This is a genomic window from Paenibacillus sp. Aloe-11 (genome assembly GCF_000245715.1).
Classification (GTDB): Bacteria; Bacillota; Bacilli; order Paenibacillales; family Paenibacillaceae; genus Paenibacillus; species Paenibacillus kribbensis.
On the sequence record NZ_JH601059.1, the window covers coordinates 198,693 to 214,263 of the forward strand.

General features: G+C 49.3%; 14 protein-coding genes. 3 read left to right on the forward strand and 11 right to left on the reverse strand.

Annotated elements, in window-relative coordinates; genetic code table 11:
• Nucleotides 1-85 precede the first annotated feature (85 nt).
• The 10 genes from WG8_RS19065 to WG8_RS19110 form a co-directional block, all read right to left on the reverse strand.
• Nucleotides 86-1,177 (reverse strand): CgeB family protein, encoded by a 1,092-nt coding sequence (locus tag WG8_RS19065; protein WP_043891249.1) that lies wholly within the window; start codon nucleotides 1,175-1,177, stop codon nucleotides 86-88.
• A 180-nt stretch (nucleotides 1,178-1,357) separates the two neighbouring features.
• Nucleotides 1,358-1,558 (reverse strand): hypothetical protein, encoded by a 201-nt coding sequence (locus WG8_RS27480; protein ID WP_007431866.1) that lies wholly within the window; start codon nucleotides 1,556-1,558, stop codon nucleotides 1,358-1,360.
• A 43-nt stretch (nucleotides 1,559-1,601) separates the two neighbouring features.
• Complete coding sequence (locus WG8_RS19075) at nucleotides 1,602-2,024, reverse strand: hypothetical protein (protein ID WP_007431867.1); 423 nt, start codon at nucleotides 2,022-2,024, stop codon at nucleotides 1,602-1,604.
• Nucleotides 2,024-2,356, reverse strand: coding sequence for a hypothetical protein (locus tag WG8_RS19080; RefSeq protein WP_043891250.1), 333 nt, complete (start codon nucleotides 2,354-2,356; stop codon nucleotides 2,024-2,026). The genes WG8_RS19075 and WG8_RS19080 overlap by 1 nt, the downstream gene beginning before the upstream one ends.
• Nucleotides 2,357-2,385: 29 nt before the next feature.
• Entirely contained in the window at nucleotides 2,386-2,673 is a 288-nt protein-coding gene (locus WG8_RS19085) for a hypothetical protein (RefSeq protein WP_007431869.1), read from the reverse strand.
• Nucleotides 2,674-2,791: 118 nt separating this feature from the next.
• Nucleotides 2,792-4,252 carry a glycosyltransferase family 2 protein gene (locus WG8_RS19090; protein ID WP_007431870.1) on the reverse strand — a complete coding sequence of 487 codons (1,461 nt, stop codon included), beginning with the start codon at nucleotides 4,250-4,252 and terminating at the stop codon, nucleotides 2,792-2,794.
• Between the two features lie 73 nt (nucleotides 4,253-4,325).
• Nucleotides 4,326-5,057, reverse strand: a complete 732-nt coding sequence (locus WG8_RS19095) for a sugar phosphate nucleotidyltransferase (RefSeq protein WP_007431871.1) — start codon at nucleotides 5,055-5,057, stop codon at nucleotides 4,326-4,328.
• Nucleotides 5,054-5,854, reverse strand: coding sequence for a glycosyltransferase family 2 protein (locus WG8_RS19100; protein ID WP_007431872.1), 801 nt, complete (start codon nucleotides 5,852-5,854; stop codon nucleotides 5,054-5,056). Before WG8_RS19100 ends, WG8_RS19095 begins: the two co-directional genes overlap by 4 nt.
• Nucleotides 5,851-6,654 (reverse strand): glycosyltransferase, encoded by an 804-nt coding sequence (locus WG8_RS19105; protein WP_007431873.1) that lies wholly within the window; start codon nucleotides 6,652-6,654, stop codon nucleotides 5,851-5,853. The genes WG8_RS19100 and WG8_RS19105 overlap by 4 nt, the downstream gene beginning before the upstream one ends.
• 128 nt (nucleotides 6,655-6,782) lie before the next feature.
• Nucleotides 6,783-7,721 carry a glycosyltransferase family 2 protein gene (locus WG8_RS19110; RefSeq protein ID WP_007431875.1) on the reverse strand — a complete coding sequence of 313 codons (939 nt, stop codon included), beginning with the start codon at nucleotides 7,719-7,721 and terminating at the stop codon, nucleotides 6,783-6,785.
• Nucleotides 7,722-8,305: 584 nt separating this feature from the next.
• Between WG8_RS19110 and WG8_RS19115 the strand changes: the two genes are divergently transcribed.
• The 3 genes from WG8_RS19115 (at nucleotide 8,306) to WG8_RS19125 (ending at nucleotide 14,530) form a co-directional block, all read left to right on the forward strand.
• Nucleotides 8,306-10,087: a M4 family metallopeptidase gene (locus WG8_RS19115; RefSeq protein ID WP_007431876.1), complete on the forward strand. Its 1,782-nt coding sequence runs from the start codon at nucleotides 8,306-8,308 to the stop codon at nucleotides 10,085-10,087.
• A 478-nt stretch (nucleotides 10,088-10,565) separates the two neighbouring features.
• The gene (locus WG8_RS19120; protein ID WP_007431877.1) at nucleotides 10,566-12,308 is read left to right on the forward strand and encodes a M4 family metallopeptidase; all 1,743 of its coding nucleotides are present in this window, start codon (nucleotides 10,566-10,568) and stop codon (nucleotides 12,306-12,308) included.
• Nucleotides 12,309-12,727: 419 nt separating this feature from the next.
• Nucleotides 12,728-14,530 (forward strand): M4 family metallopeptidase, encoded by a 1,803-nt coding sequence (locus WG8_RS19125; RefSeq protein WP_007431878.1) that lies wholly within the window; start codon nucleotides 12,728-12,730, stop codon nucleotides 14,528-14,530.
• 93 nt (nucleotides 14,531-14,623) lie between these two features.
• Here WG8_RS19125 and WG8_RS19130 read toward each other — a convergent pair whose 3' ends face one another.
• Nucleotides 14,624-15,397 (reverse strand): WIAG-tail domain, encoded by a 774-nt coding sequence (locus tag WG8_RS19130; RefSeq protein WP_007431879.1) that lies wholly within the window; start codon nucleotides 15,395-15,397, stop codon nucleotides 14,624-14,626.
• Nucleotides 15,398-15,571 lie beyond the last annotated feature (174 nt).

The window sequence follows — 15,571 nt, forward strand, 5'->3', positions numbered from 1 at the left end:
CCGCCGTTAGATGAACAGCCGGGTCATACGGTCCTGTCGTAGATATCGTCATCACTTTCACTCCTCACTGTATTTGGTATTTACTCTAGGCCATCGCCTTGTCCAGCAATTCTTCCATACGATTCGAGTACATATGCTTTTGCATGGTCGTATGCAGCGCGCGCCAGGCCATACGTTCGCGCTCCCAGTCATGCTTGAGATAGTAGTCTAGCTTGACCTGCAGTTCCTCAACTCCAGAGTAGGTTTCGATATCATAGCCTGGTTGGTAATAACGGCTCAGGTCCTTCCGAATGTCCGTTATTTGAAGCGTACCGCAAGCCGCAATTTCGTATGTGCGGGGATTGATGGACTCCGCTGACAGCTGATGTGTATTCCGGTTATCCAGTCCGGGGTCTGTCGGGCGGTGCATATTGATGACAATTTTGGAGCCGTTATAGTATTCAGCGGTCTCCTCCGGCTCCATAAAAACCGGACGGATAAAACGTTCCAGCACATCTCGGCGGGTCAGCCGATCCCAGTGTCCACCTACGATCAGCACTCTTTTGTCAGCCAGAAAGGGAGCGAGGTGGTCAAACAGCTTCACACGGTTCCAGAAGGCATTACCGATGAAGCAAATATCATGCTGATGCTCCCGCACCACCCGCCGGGGATAAAAGATACGGGCTGACGCTGCGAGCGGCAAATAGTGCACCCTCGCTACTCCCTGATTGCGATAAAGCTGCAAGCAGGACATTTCGTGCGTAAATACGACATCGTAGGATTGACAGATCAACGCTGTATCCTCCGTAAAGTAGGGATCGTCTACAAACCAGATGACCGTCCGAATGCCCAAGGCTCGTATTCGCTGCACCTGCTCCAGATGATCCTCCGGAAAAATATGCAGCCCGTTCATAACAAGCATGAGGTCGGGACGGTGGACCTCGGCGTCAGCCAGCATCGTAGCGGGCTTACCGATGACGAATGCGCTGCACATTTGGCCTAATGCGTCTTGCACACCTGTGTCTATAGCAGTGAAGCCTTGCGGAATGTACAGCACTTTCAAAGGGCGAGCAGTTGGCTGTATTGCCACGACCTGTGACAGAGCAGCCGTGCAACCGCCCATTCTGCGTCCTTCCCGGTAGCCGCATCGGTATGCTTCGCGTTCATTTCCGCTTCGTTGATCGTTCACATCCTTCACCCTGTCCTGTTGTAGGATAAACTTCTGTCACTCCTAAACTATATGCGGAGGGGCCTAACGCATCATGGACGACTGCCACTGCCCGGACAAAATTGGCGTTTGCCTGTCCAACTGCCTAAACCGCAAATACCCCGAAGCTGTTAGCCTCGGGGGGTGGACGATAATTATGATCCGCACGATTTACTGAGCCTTGTATGCGATCTGGTGGCCATCTTCATAGCCTTTTGCAAAGCCGGAATTGAAGCCTTCGTTGTAAGCTGCATCATAGCCCTGCTGAAATGCCTGCGGATCATGCTCCAGCCGGGCAGGCTCGGACTGTGGACTCTCAGCAGGAGGGGCTGCGGCTGCCGCCGGGTTCTGAGATTTTTTGCGCCGTCGCATCAGATGACGGCTTCTGCGTCTGCGTATTGAATGAAGTCCTCTTCTACGACGTCTTAGAGCAAGCAGGCGTCTTCTTCTCTGTTTTAATCTGCGAATGCTGGAACGCCGGGCATCTCTGCGTCTTTTGCGGGCTTTGCGCCGAGTAATGCGTTCCCACCTTGTACTCATTTTCATTCCTCCTTTGCTTTTCCGTGATGGCTTCATTTTTTTGAACAGGAATATGGAGCCACGGCTGCGTCGGTTTTCCATATACCTGCCGCCTTAATGGAATCCCTGCCAGCATTTGCGTGATTTCTCCCTGGTAGTTGCTGAGTATCCGAATGGTTTCCTCCAGACGGGTAGCCGACACATCCGCATGGGGCGTTAAGTCCGCAAGACTGTTCAGCATCCGGGCGACGGCGTGCTGGCTGGCAGCAATAGACTCCAGCATATCCAGCTTGATCTCGCGTTCACGCCTCATGCTCATTAGCTCATATCCCCCGAGCCCATTCCTCCCATCATCCCTTCCATTCCGCCACCCTGCTGCTCATCCTGATCCAGCAATGCCTTGAGATTGCTGCAAAGTCCAGTCTGAAGCCGGGTGAGTCCCTCCAGCATTTCCACCATCTGCTCATGAACTTCCAGCGGCCGTCCCAACTGCTCTTCATCGGTATCAAATGCGTTGGGTGCCAGATGGTTCAGCGCCCAATTACGCATCTTTTCCGCTTCGACCGCCTTGGCCTCCAGGATCATGGACACGTTCCGTTGCATTTTGGAAGCTGAATCCAGCATATGAATCATTGCTTTTTCCCTACTCATGTGTTCACTCCCTGCCCTCGGTTGGTACGTTACTCCTCTTCCGGGTATGCCGTCTCTTTCACGACACGAACGAGCATTTCAGCCATTGCTTCCTGAAGATCGGCAATACCGTTCAAGTAGGCAACAATGCTTTTGTTTACTTGTGCCGAGCTTTCCAGAATGCCCGGAATTCCGTCAAAACGCGGCTCCTCATCCGGCAGTTCATGTATGATCTGCGCCATACGCACGACTACCTGCCGTTCCGCATCCAACAACCTTGACATCTGTTGCTGCGAATGTGAAATATGAACTAGCAAATCATCTACCTCGTTATGCATAAGCCCCTCCTTTATGTGCTCCGCCTTGCGGAACCCACGAATACCTACGGGCTTTCCGCTACTACAGCGTATGCCACAGCGAGTAGTCGGTTCCGCCTAAAAGCGCCTATTCCGATCATTACAGATGCCCGTGCAGCACAGGTGGCGCAATAATAGGCCGCTCCTCCACCAGCGCGGAAAAATCTCCGGGGGACAACAACTGAATTCGGTAGTCAGCCGCCCGCCAGCTCATGGCTGCATAGGGGGTAAGGAACGGCCTTTTCCAGTTGTTCCCGATTTGATACAGTTGTCTGCCTTCGGCATACAGTACCTCAATCCATTGCTTGCGTTGAGCCGGGGTATTCAACGTAGGGAGCATGGGCATGTTTTCCGGTTTGCAAGCCGCCAGCACAGGAATGGGCTCCTCCGGCGGTACAACTACAGGCACTTCCGTATCACCGGAAATCATGACCTCCGGCTTCGGTACCAGGGGAAGTGCCAACAGATCAAGCTGGGATATTCTGACGAGAGTTACGTATTCACCTCCCGCAGCACGAACTCTATGCAGAAAGCGCCTTCTTCCCGGTTCTAACCGAAATACTGCACCGGACGGTCCTTGAACGAGCGCTCCTACGGGATAGAAGCTTGCCGCTGACACATGTCTTTCCTTGCCAGATGTTAACTGTTCATCCGGCTTCGCTGCGCCGATTTTCTGACTGTGGAGCAGCTTATTTATGTCCCCCCACTTTTGGACAAAAAAGGATCGGTTCTGGCTATTCTCCTCCATTGAACCGCTTTTTCCGGTTGACTGGAGAAAAGCATAGGCCGTATCCCGATCACTTTTTGCGTAATGAATAAAAGCATCTCCGGCAATTGCCATACGTATCCCCAGCAAGCGAACACGCAGCAGCCAATCTTCAGCGGCTTCCTGACCACTGTGACAGCCTTCGTCCCAATACCCCGTTTTTTCCAGCGTTTCTCTGCGCAGCAGTAAACAAAATCCGGCCAGGCTCTCGGTTTCTCGCCATGCGGCCGGGTTGGAAATATTGTAGGTCTTGGCAAACGGAAATGCTTCATTTTCGCTTATATAAGGAACCTCAATCTGCTGCGCTCCGAATGGACCATTCGTTACAGGCCCGACGACCCCCAGCCGCGGATCGCTGTACAAGCACTCCAGCAAACGGTTCAGCCAGCCGGGAGTCACCATAACATGTGGGTCCAGTACCGCAATGGTTGTGCCTTTTGCCATCATCAGTCCCTGATTCAGGCTGCTCAGCATATGAACATCCTTTTTTAGCAGCGCATAACGCACAGCGATACTTTTACGGAGCAAATAGGTGCGTGTTCCGTCCGTTGAGCCGGAGTCCACCACAATAATTTCATGAGGATGGCTCGTATGCTCCTCAATACGGTGAATACAAGCTCGAAGCTGATGAAGCTGATTGCAGGACGGAATGATAATGCTGACGCCTTCAAACACCTTGCCGAACGAAGCCTGGCCAAATCTGCTGCCTTGCTCCTGACCCCTTTTATATCCTGCCCAATAGCCTTTCTTACCGAGCCGTTTGCTATGTTTCCTTCGTATACTCAGGCGTTTCATGCCGTTCACTCCTCCGGGTGGCATTATGCCTATACTATATGCCTGGCCCGGCCGGATGGTGCTTCACCCGAGATCAGGGCAGAAGCCCTTTCATTTTTATTCCAGCCTCCTGCAGGGAAGCGAAGGTTCCTGCATCGCTCCAGTATCGCCGTAAAATATCATATTCCAGCTTGCCCTCAGCGGCATAACAGTTGTTGACATCCGTGATCTCAAGCTCACCGCGCGCCGAAGGATTAATTTGCCTGATCTTATCGAATACGGCAGTATCGTACATGTAAATACCAGTAACGCAATATTTGGATTGGGGATTTTCCGGCTTTTCTTCAATTTTTGAGATGCTCTCCGGCCGCTCGGGATCAAACACCGGTACTCCGTAACGACGGGCATCTGCCACCTTTTTCAACAGTACTCTGGCGCTCCCCGGTGGCTGCTGCTTGAACCGTTCGATGACAGGACCCAGGTCCTCCTTGAACAAATTATCCCCTAGCAAAACAGTGAATTTTTCTTCTGGATGCATATAGCTTCTTGCCAGATCAAGTGCTTCCGCAATGCCGCCCGCCTTTTCCTGAATCCGGTATGTCAATTGGACACCATAATCGCTGCCGCTACCCAAAAAATCGGTATACAGTCCAGCCGATTGTTTGCCAATAATGATAAGCATATCAGTGATTCCTGCCTGTCGCAGTCTTTCGATACCATACACAATCATGGGATATTTGCCGACCGGAAGCAGATGCTTGTTGAGCAATGAAGTCAACGGATGAAGGCGCGACCCGGTTCCTCCTGCGAGAATAACCCCTTTCATATCTTCCCTCCTCCTTCGACAGCATGTTCAGCATGTAATCCCTCAACGTTTCCAGTTTCGATAAACATTCTGGGATCTATGCTCCATTTCTCTATAAATAAACGATAGTTCCGCTCGATCAACTCTTCATTCCAGGAAGTGTTTTCGCGCGAAAAGCTCGCATTTCCCTGATGATAAACAAAACAGTCATTACACATCAGCAGCTTATAGCCATGCACGCGTGCCCGCAAACAATAATCGTCATCCTCATAATGTCCGGGACTGAACCGTTCATCAAGTAATCCGATCCGTTCCACCAGCTCGTGCCGGAATAACATGCAAAATCCGACCAATCGCTTGACCTCCTGCCATCTGGATGGATTACTTGTATTATTTTGCTCCGCAAATCGCATCCAACTGGCGAAATCCCCTGCCAATCCGTGAATCTGCTGAATACCGCTGACATAATTGGTCACCGGCCCCACCAGTCCCACCGTGCTTTCACTCTGTAGTGCAGCCAGCATATTGGATAGCCACCCTCGCGTAACTGTCACATCATTGTTCAATATGACAAGCTGGTCGCCCGAAGCCAGACGGAACCCCATATTACAAGCTGTCGGAAATCCCCGGTTTTCGGGAAGACGCACGCTGATCAGACGCTCGGCTGCACAAAAAGCATCCGTGCCGTCATTTGAAGCGTTATCTACTACAATGATTTCATAAGGTACATCCACCGTATGTGTCCGAATCGCCTCAATACACGGCTTGAGCAGATGCAGGCCGTTATAAGTCGGGATAATAATGCTCGTCATACTCATCGTGCATTCCTCCCTTTGGCAACGTCTGCCCGTGTAGGAACGGGACCGAACGGAGAAGTGCCGGCTACCTTCAATACCGCCGTCAGCGCCTCCGCATGATCACCGACGATCAATTGCTCCATAGCGTTTCCTTTGCCGGTATTGAAGGCCCGCTTACGGTTCGTTTTAATGACGTCGACCGAGTGTACGGCTGCCACCATCATCCCGTGCAGTACCGCCATGGCGTGGGCCTTTGGCGGAACAGCGAGCATGGCCGAACCAAGCAAATCCAGCGAGCGTCGTGACAAGGCGTGCGGTACAGCGGTCAATGAGTTTGCTCCAAGATCCGGCCTGCGCAGTATGCGGTTCAGGAAGCCTTTGCACCGTGTTACGCTATCCTGCTGTGCATAGGGCGGCAAATGTCTGCTCAGATCGTTAAGCGCCACATCCGTTCCCTGATCAACCGCGTGGAGAAAAGGGAGCAAGTCAGACGCTGGAATCGGCAAATCTCCGTCTACAAACAGCACGATATCAGCTTGCGTCATACGCGCGCCTACAGCACGCCCGACATCATGCCCCAGTCGATCCGGCATGTTGACGAGAGTCGCGCCAGGATGATGCTTCGCTACGATGGAGCGCGTGCCGTCCGTACAGCCGTTCAAAACGACAATGATGTCCTTAAGCGGAAGTTTTTCCAGCTCACCCAGCACCCGGTCAATTGTCGACTCCTCATTACAGACACTGACTACGGCTGCCGCTGTTCCCTGCAGTATAATGTCCTCGGAAACTTCTTGTATCTGGGGCAGGTTCACTTCGGTCATTTCCTTTCCCCGAGGTGTGGGTTTCCTCACCCTGCGGCTGTGTATTGAATGCGTCGATCCTTGTCTTCGCTGTACACGTCTGATCCCCCGGCTTGGGTCGTCACGCTTCCCCCTGCGATACTCTCTGCTCACGGTTTCACCTCGTCTCTGATCCGTTTGCGTTCCAAATCGGTGAATCCCGCACGTGTTCCCAGATGTGATGTAATCCAGCCAATAGCATCCAGATGATCCTGTACAATCACATCCACCAGCGGGTCCTTTCCGTTTTGTTTTTTGCGTGTTGCATTCATTCTACCGACAGCTATTCCATATACAGTCATCACTCGCAACCCGGAGACGATGGACATAGCTTGAAATAAAGGAGGATTCTCCAGCGACTTTAGACCTATTTTTTTCAAGGCCCTTTGACTTATGGCATGTGGAATACCCGTCATGGATGCCCCTCCTAAATCAACACGGTTCGACAAAATATTCAATACATGCTTTGCATCAACCACCGGATGTACAGACGTACGATTCACGGGTCCATGGTAATCATTCAGCACAATATCCGCTCCTGCGCAGATAGCCTGTATGAACGGCCGGAGTCTGACACAGGGAATGACGATATCGCCATCCAGAAAAAGCAGTACCTGCCCGGAAGCTGCCTCTGCTCCAATCCGACGGCCCACATCATGTCCCAGCGGTTCCGGGAAGGAAATCACACGCGCCCCTGCCGCCGCTGCCACCTTCGCCGTCCTGTCGCTTGATCCGTTCTCGACCACGATAACTTCGGTATGCGGGTGGACACGGCGTGCCTCACGAATAACAGCTCTGATCGTTTTTTGCTCATTCATGGCAGGGATAATGACAGATACGAGCAATTTGCCACTCGCTGATGGTTCAGAAGGCCGCTCCTCACCTGTCTGTGCGCCTTTTTCCACGCCCGGTTTCTCCCCATTGACTGGACTTATCGGGTTCATATGCAGCTTGGGCACTCTTACCGGCAGCCACATCTTTGAGTAAGGATTAGCACCGGAATGCCGCCTGTGATTGAGCTTGAATCCACCTCTTCTCTGCTTCCTCATGCTCCCGTCTCACCTCCCTTATTGCTGTATAGATGGACAGCGTGATTAGGACAGTTCAACATAACCTATGCGGTCCAAATACCGTGTGTAACGGCAAGCGTGGAGCCTTTTCGACAAAGCAATTTTCGACTTTTTTTTACAAAACATATTAATCCTATTAAATAAATCGGTTATCAGGGTCTAAAGATTCATTTTGGATAAATTTATGACATAGATCTTCTCGTCCGTCATTCTCTGTGCTAATATCAGAGCCAGATGATGGGAGTTCAATAAATCAGCATTTGTTTTTTTTGCATATGAGACTTTTTTCCATTATCCACTATTATTCCACTTTCTAATATACGACAGGAAAGGAGGAGTTTGTCACCTTTTTAGGCTATATGCTTCACCTGCAGTTCCCCTCTTTTCACTTACGCTTCATGGAAAACTTCACAAAAAACTTCACGAAAAACACACTTCGGTATTTCTCTTCACGTTCCATTTTCTTCATGTTCCAGACGACAACACGACTTACCTAATTGGCGTAATGCCTAGTCAATGCAGGATGATTCATCCTGACAACTAATCAGGGAGAGTGAATGTTAATGAAAAAAGTATGGGTTTCGCTTCTTGGAGGAGCGATGTTATTAGGGTCTGTAGCGTCTGGTGCATCAGCAGCGGAGAGTTCCGTTTCGGGGCCGGCTCAGCTTACGCCAACCTTCCATGCCGAACAATGGAAAGCACCTTCATCGGTATCGGGTGATGACATCGTATGGAGCTATTTAAATCGGCAAAAGAAAACGTTGCTGGGTACGGACAGCACCAGTGTCCGTGATCAATTCCGTATCGTAGATCGCACAAGCGACAAATCCGGCGTGAGCCATTATCGGCTGAAGCAATATGTAAACGGAATTCCCGTATATGGAGCTGAACAGACCATTCATGTGGGCAAATCCGGTGAAGTGACCTCTTATCTGGGAGCCGTGATTACTGAGGATCAGCAAGAAGAAGCTACGCAAGGTACAACTCCGAAAATCAGCGCTTCTGAAGCGGTCCATACCGCATATCAGGAGGCAGCTACACGGGTTCAAGCCCTCCCTACCTCCGATGATACGATTTCTAAAGATGCGGAGGAGCCAGGCAGTGTAAGCAAAGACACTTACTCCGAAGCAGCTAACAACGGAAAAACGAGTTCCGTTGAAAAGGACAAGCTCAGCCTTGAGAAAGCGGCTGACCTGAAAGATAGCAAAATTGAAGCGGTAGAGGCAGAGCCAAATTCCATAGCCAAAATCGCCAACCTGCAGCCTGAGGTAGATCCTAAAGCCGAGCTATATTTCTATGCTAAGGGCGATGCATTGCAGCTGGTTTATGTGACTGAGGTTAATATTTTGGAGCCTGCGCCGCTGCGTACACGCTACATCATTGACGCCAATGATGGCAAAATCGTATCCCAGTATGACATCATTAATGAAGCGACAGGCACAGGCAAAGGTGTACTCGGTGATACCAAAACATTCAACACTACTGCTTCCGGCAGCAGCTACCAGTTAAGAGATACGACTCGCGGGAATGGGATCGTGACTTACACGGCCTCCAACCGTCAAAGCATCCCAGGTACGATCCTGACCGATGCCGATAACGTATGGAATGATCCAGCCGGCGTGGATGCCCACGCTTATGCAGCCAAAACCTATGATTATTATAAGGAAAAGTTCAATCGCAACAGCATTGACGGACGAGGCCTGCAGCTCCGTTCGACAGTTCATTACGGCAATCGTTACAACAACGCCTTCTGGAACGGCTCCCAAATGACTTATGGAGACGGAGACGGCACCACATTTATCGCTTTTAGCGGTGATCCGGATGTAGTTGGCCATGAACTCACACACGGTGTTACGGAGTATACTTCCAATTTGGAATATTACGGAGAATCCGGTGCGTTGAACGAGGCCTTCTCGGACATCATCGGCAATGACATCCAGCGTAAAAACTGGCTTGTAGGCGATGATATTTACACGCCACGCATTGCGGGTGATGCACTTCGTTCTATGTCCAATCCTACGCTGTACGATCAACCGGATCACTATTCGAACTTGTACAGAGGCAGCTCCGATAACGGCGGCGTTCACACGAACAGCGGTATTATAAATAAAGCCTATTATCTGTTGGCACAAGGCGGCACCTTCCATGGTGTAACTGTCAATGGGATTGGCCGCGATGCAGCGGTTCAAATTTACTACAGCGCCTTTACGAACTACCTGACTTCTTCTTCTGACTTCTCCAATGCACGTGATGCCGTTGTACAAGCGGCAAAAGATCTCTACGGTGCGAGCTCGGCACAAGCTACCGCAGCAGCCAAATCTTTTGATGCTGTAGGCGTTAACTAAATCAAATACATGATCCCCTCATTTATCCTCGTCCAAAGACCTTTGTCGTTGTGCAACTGTCATCTGCCCCTGCACATACAATGGACGACTTAGGGGTGCAGTGTACAAGTCTGTACCCCTTCCCCCTTATGTATATGGCGTCCCCTCAAAGGGACGCCCTTTTTTGTCTATATCACCTTTCGACCATTATCGACTAAATAAGACAAATGCAAATCAATTTAGGGACTTTAGACTCATTTTGGAGTAATTTGGAATAAACATCTTCTCGTTCCACATTCTCTGTGCTAATATCAGAGCCAAGACGATGTAATCACAAAAAAAAATAAAACTTTTTTTTGCATAGGCTTGTTTTTCCATGGTGATCTCGTTTTAGACAAACAACAAAACAACAGGCAACAAGACCTACATAGATGGCAACCATGCCAAAACAAAACAGGATACGATTGATCCTGAACTACACTTGGGAGAGTGATTTTTAATGAAAAAAGTATGGGTTTCACTTCTTGGAGGAGCGATGTTATTAGGGGCTGTAGCACCAGGTGCATCAGCAGCAGAGCATTCTGTTCCTGATCCTACTCAGCTAACACCGACTTTTCACGCCGAGCAATGGAAGGCTCCTTCCACGGTAACCGGCGATAATATTGTATGGAGTTATTTGAATCGGCAAAAGAAAACCTTATTGAATACAGACAACACCAGTGTCCGTGATCAGTTCCGCATCATTGATCGTACAAGCGACAAATCCGGTGCAAACCATTATCGGCTCAAGCAATATGTAAACGGGATCCCCGTATATGGGGCTGAACAGACCATTCATGTGAACAACGCCGGTAAAGTAACCTCTTATTTGGGTGCCGTCATTTCAGAGGATCAGCAGCAAGACGCGACCGAAGATACCACTGCAAAAATCAGCGCTACTGAAGCCGTTTATACCGCATATGCAGAAGCCGCTGCCCGGATTCAATCCTTCCCTTCCATCAATGATAGTCTTTCTGAGGCTAGTGAGGAACAAGGGAGTGAGATTCAAAGCAGTGTAAGTAATGATACTTACGCAGAAGCGCATAACAACGTACTTTTAACCCCTGTTGACCAAGCAGAGCAAAGTTCCATTGCCAAAATTGCTAATCTGGAGCCAAGTGTAGAGCCCAAAGCAGAATTATACATCTATCCAGATGGTGAGACTACACGACTGGTTTATGTAACAGAGGTTAATATTCTTGAACCTGCGCCTCTGCGCACACGCTACTTCATTGATGCGAAAACCGGCAAAATCGTATTCCAGTATGATATCCTCAACCACGCAACAGGCACCGGCCGCGGCGTGGATGGCAAAACAAAATCATTTACGACTACAGCTTCAGGCAATCGGTATCAGTTGAAAGACACGACTCGCAGCAATGGAATCGTGACTTACACCGCTGGCAATCGCCAGACGACGCCAGGTACGATTTTGACCGATACGGATAATGTATGGGAGGACCCTGCGGCTGTTGATGCCCATGCCTATGCCATTAAAACCTATGACTATTATAAGAATAAATTCGGTCGCGACAGTATTGATGGACGTGGCATGCAAATTCGTTCGACAGTCCATTACGGCAAAAAATACAACAATGCCTTCTGGAATGGTTCCCAAATGACTTACGGAGACGGGGACGGGTCCACATTTACCTTCTTCAGCGGCGATCCAGATGTCGTAGGACATGAGCTCACCCACGGCGTCACCGAGTTCACCTCCAATTTGGAGTATTATGGTGAGTCCGGTGCATTGAACGAAGCCTTCTCGGATATTATCGGTAATGATATAGATGGCACCAGTTGGCTTCTTGGCGACGGCATTTATACGCCTAATATTCCAGGCGACGCTCTGCGTTCCCTGTCCGATCCTACACGATTCGGCCAGCCGGATCACTATTCCAATTTCTATCCGGACCCCAACAATGATGATGAAGGCGGAGTCCATACGAACAGCGGTATTATCAACAAAGCCTATTATTTGCTGGCACAAGGCGGTACGTCCCATGGTGTAACGGTAACTGGTATCGGACGCGAAGCGGCTGTATTCATTTACTACAATGCCTTTACCAACTATTTGACCTCTACCTCCAACTTCTCTAACGCACGCGCTGCTGTTATACAGGCAGCCAAGGATTTTTATGGTGCTGATTCGCTGGCAGTAACCAGTGCTATTCAATCCTTTGATGCGGTAGGAATCAAATAAATGATATCCTGTGTTCCTCGCAATTGTTCCTCATCCAAGAGATAGACACCTGCTATACAGCCCTCATTTGATCCTGCTCATAAGCAGTCAAAAAAATGGGGGTGCAGTGCAAGTCTGTACCCCTTCCCCCTATATCTTAGGCAACCCTCCTCAAGGGTTGCCTTTTTTTTCTAAACCTACAATGGCCATGCGAGAGTTAACACAATATTTATTTTCGATATATTTCGACCAGATACGACATTTCCATTAACATTTTGGGACTAATGAATTATTTTGGGCTATTTTGTAAAACGAATCTTCTCGTTCGACATTCTCTGTGCTAATATCAGAGCCGAGACATGAAAGACCTACATACATGACGCAATATCTATTCAAATCGGGTATTTTTATCCCACATTATCTAGGGAGAGTGAATATTAATGAACAAGGTATGGTTTTCACTTCTTGGAGCAGCGATGTTATTAGGTTCTGCCGCTCCTGGAGCCTCCGCAGCTGAAAATGCGGTTCCCGCACCAACTCAATTTGCACCAACATTTCAAACGGTAAGCTGGAAGTCTCCTACATCAGTGACTGGTGACGACCTGGTCTGGAGCTTTTTGAATCGACAACAGAAAACGTTAATGAGCTTGGACAATATCAACAGCAGCACCAATGTCCGTAAGCAATTTCGCATCATGGATCGAACCACTGACAAATTTGGTACAACGCATTATCGACTCAAGCAGTATGTGGACGGAATTCCCGTATTTGGAGCCGAACAAACAATCCATGTGAACAAGTCCGGTAAAATCACCTCTTATCTGGGAGCTGTCATTTCAGAGGATCAGCAAGCCGACGCTAATGAAAATACAACTCCAAAAATCAGCGCTACTGAGGCCGTATATACCGCGTATGAAGATGCAGCTGCACGGATTCAGTCGCTTTCTTCCTCCGTCAATACCGTTTCTGAACCTATCGAGAATACAAGTAATGTAAGTAAAGACACTTACGAAAAAGCATCTAACAATGAATTATCGATTACTATTGATAAGGAACCATTGGAGCTGGAAAATGAAGCTGAGCTGAAGAACAGCAAATTGGAAGTGGCAGAGCCTTCATCCTCATCTATTGCCAAAATCGCCAATCTGGAACCAAGCGTAGACCCTACAGCAGAGCTCTACATCTATCCCGATGCAGACTCGACTCGTCTCGTTTATGTAACTGAAGTTAACATTTTGCAGCCTACTTTACTGCGCACACGTTACTTCATTGATGCTAATGACGGAAAAATCGTATACAAATATGACATCCTTAACGAAGTAATTGGCAAAGGACGCGGTGTATTCGGCGATACCAAAACATTTGAAACCACCGCTTCAGGAAAGAGATACCAGCTAAAGGATACTACCCGTGGTAAAGGCATTTTAACTTATAACGTTCACAACACCGAGACGCTTCCCGGCACCCTGTATACAGACTCAGATAACGTATGGGAAGATCCGGCTGCGGTAGATGCCCATGCTTACGCGATTCGCACTTATGATTATTTCAAAGATAGATTTGGGCGCGACAGCATTGACGGGCATGGCATGGCCATCGCCTCGGCCGTCCATTACGGTCCAAAGAACTACAATAATGCCCACTGGGGCGGAACTCATATGCTCTACGGGGACGGAGACGGCACGTTGTTTGCCCCTTTCAGCAGCGACCTTGAAATTGTCGCCCATGAGCTGACGCACGGCGTAACCGAGCATTCATCCGGGCTGGTATATTTCGGTGAATCTGCTGCCCTGAGCGAAGCCATCTCGGATATTATCGGCAATGACATCGATCGCACCAATTGGGATTTTGGCAAAGTCGCTTATACACCTAACATTAAGGGTGACGCCATCCGCTCCCTTTCCGATCCGGTCAAATACGGTCAGGTAGATCACTACAGCAATTTTTATCCTGACCCAAATAACGAGGATTATGGCGGGGCCCACATCAATAGCGGTATTATTAATAAAGCCTACTATCTACTGGCACAGGGCGGGACCTTCCATGGAATCAAGGTAGATGGAATCGGACGTGATGCTGCCGTCTATATCTACTATAATGCGTTTACTAACTATTTGACTTCGACCTCTAACTTCTCCACCGCGCGTGCTGCCGTTATTCAGGCAGCCAAGGATAGCTACGGTGAGGATTCAATAGCGGTTACCTCTGCCATTAAGTCCTTTGATGCTGTAGGTATAAAATAAGTTTGTTGGACACATCTCCTCAGACTATTACAAGTTTACCCCCTTCCTCCTTATATATACGGCGCCCCCTCAGCGGGACGCCTTTTTCTGCCTTCAATATCCCATCGCAATCCACAGGATCACCCCTTCACATGTCGAGCCCGAGTGTTCACGTTCCACAGTAAGTACCGCTGAATGCCTCTGACGTTTTGTGACAGCTACCATCACCCCCGGCACACTCGCATTGGCTGTGACTACATATTGGGTATTGATAAATGGCTTTTTGAACACAATGCTCACTTCATCCCTGTCTGTTGTGGCGGGAAGGTAAAAAGGAATGCTGCCAAATTGAGATGAAGCTTTCTCTGAATCAGAAGCCTCATCACAGGCCGATGCGCCATCTTCAATTGCATCCACACTTGATGGGTCGTCCATGTGGATACCTGGATCGGCATTTTCCCCGGGCAAGACCATTCGCTGCTTGGAGCGATGTCTCCCTTCTGCTATGTGGATACTGGTAATGGAACAATCGAGTAACGATTCTTGCTCTGCCTGACCTTCCGTCGTGATCAACGGAAGGTCGTTATCCGTCTGGATTTCCGTATCCGAATCAGGTACAGACAACAGCAATACAGATGCCCGATTCATCAGCATCGCTTCCTCCAGCGTCTTGGGCAGCTTATGCTTCTTCCTGACCACTTCTTCAACAGCTTGAACCGAGAGTTCCGTTTCTATGGATGTGGGTACCGCTGACTCTCCACGCTGTATCGGTCTATGAATGCCAGAAGTTGAAGCCGTTTTATCCTTGCTCACACAGGGGGCCTCGTTGGGAAGGTTGCGCCGCGCTGTTTTCTTATCCTTATGACCATGGTTCGTACGATGATTCATAGTGACCGCTCCTTTGGCACAGGAGTGAACCAGCGGTCGCTCCGCTTCATTCACCCGGCTGGGAATCATGGCTAATGCCTATAAGTTAGCCTATGCACATAAAGGCGCCCATGTCACTCGGTTGCACAATCCAGCATCATTTGCGCCCATCGCTGTGCTGAATGCTGCCATAAG

Coding starts and splice junctions, on each gene's coding strand:
- WG8_RS19095 (WP_007431871.1), bottom strand. CDS start 5,057: ATGAAAGGGGTTATTCTCGCAGGAGGAACCGGGTCGCGCCTTCATCCG.
- WG8_RS19085 (WP_007431869.1), bottom strand. CDS start 2,673: ATGCATAACGAGGTAGATGATTTGCTAGTTCATATTTCACATTCGCAG.
- WG8_RS19115 (WP_007431876.1), top strand. CDS start 8,306: ATGAAAAAAGTATGGGTTTCGCTTCTTGGAGGAGCGATGTTATTAGGG.
- WG8_RS27480 (WP_007431866.1), bottom strand. CDS start 1,558: ATGCGACGGCGCAAAAAATCTCAGAACCCGGCGGCAGCCGCAGCCCCT.
- WG8_RS19100 (WP_007431872.1), bottom strand. CDS start 5,854: ATGAGTATGACGAGCATTATTATCCCGACTTATAACGGCCTGCATCTG.
- WG8_RS19120 (WP_007431877.1), top strand. CDS start 10,566: ATGAAAAAAGTATGGGTTTCACTTCTTGGAGGAGCGATGTTATTAGGG.
- WG8_RS19080 (WP_043891250.1), bottom strand. CDS start 2,356: ATGAGTAGGGAAAAAGCAATGATTCATATGCTGGATTCAGCTTCCAAA.
- WG8_RS19130 (WP_007431879.1), bottom strand. CDS start 15,397: ATGAATCATCGTACGAACCATGGTCATAAGGATAAGAAAACAGCGCGG.
- WG8_RS19105 (WP_007431873.1), bottom strand. CDS start 6,654: ATGACCGAAGTGAACCTGCCCCAGATACAAGAAGTTTCCGAGGACATT.
- WG8_RS19075 (WP_007431867.1), bottom strand. CDS start 2,024: ATGAGCATGAGGCGTGAACGCGAGATCAAGCTGGATATGCTGGAGTCT.
- WG8_RS19090 (WP_007431870.1), bottom strand. CDS start 4,252: ATGAAACGCCTGAGTATACGAAGGAAACATAGCAAACGGCTCGGTAAG.
- WG8_RS19110 (WP_007431875.1), bottom strand. CDS start 7,721: ATGAGGAAGCAGAGAAGAGGTGGATTCAAGCTCAATCACAGGCGGCAT.
- WG8_RS19125 (WP_007431878.1), top strand. CDS start 12,728: ATGAACAAGGTATGGTTTTCACTTCTTGGAGCAGCGATGTTATTAGGT.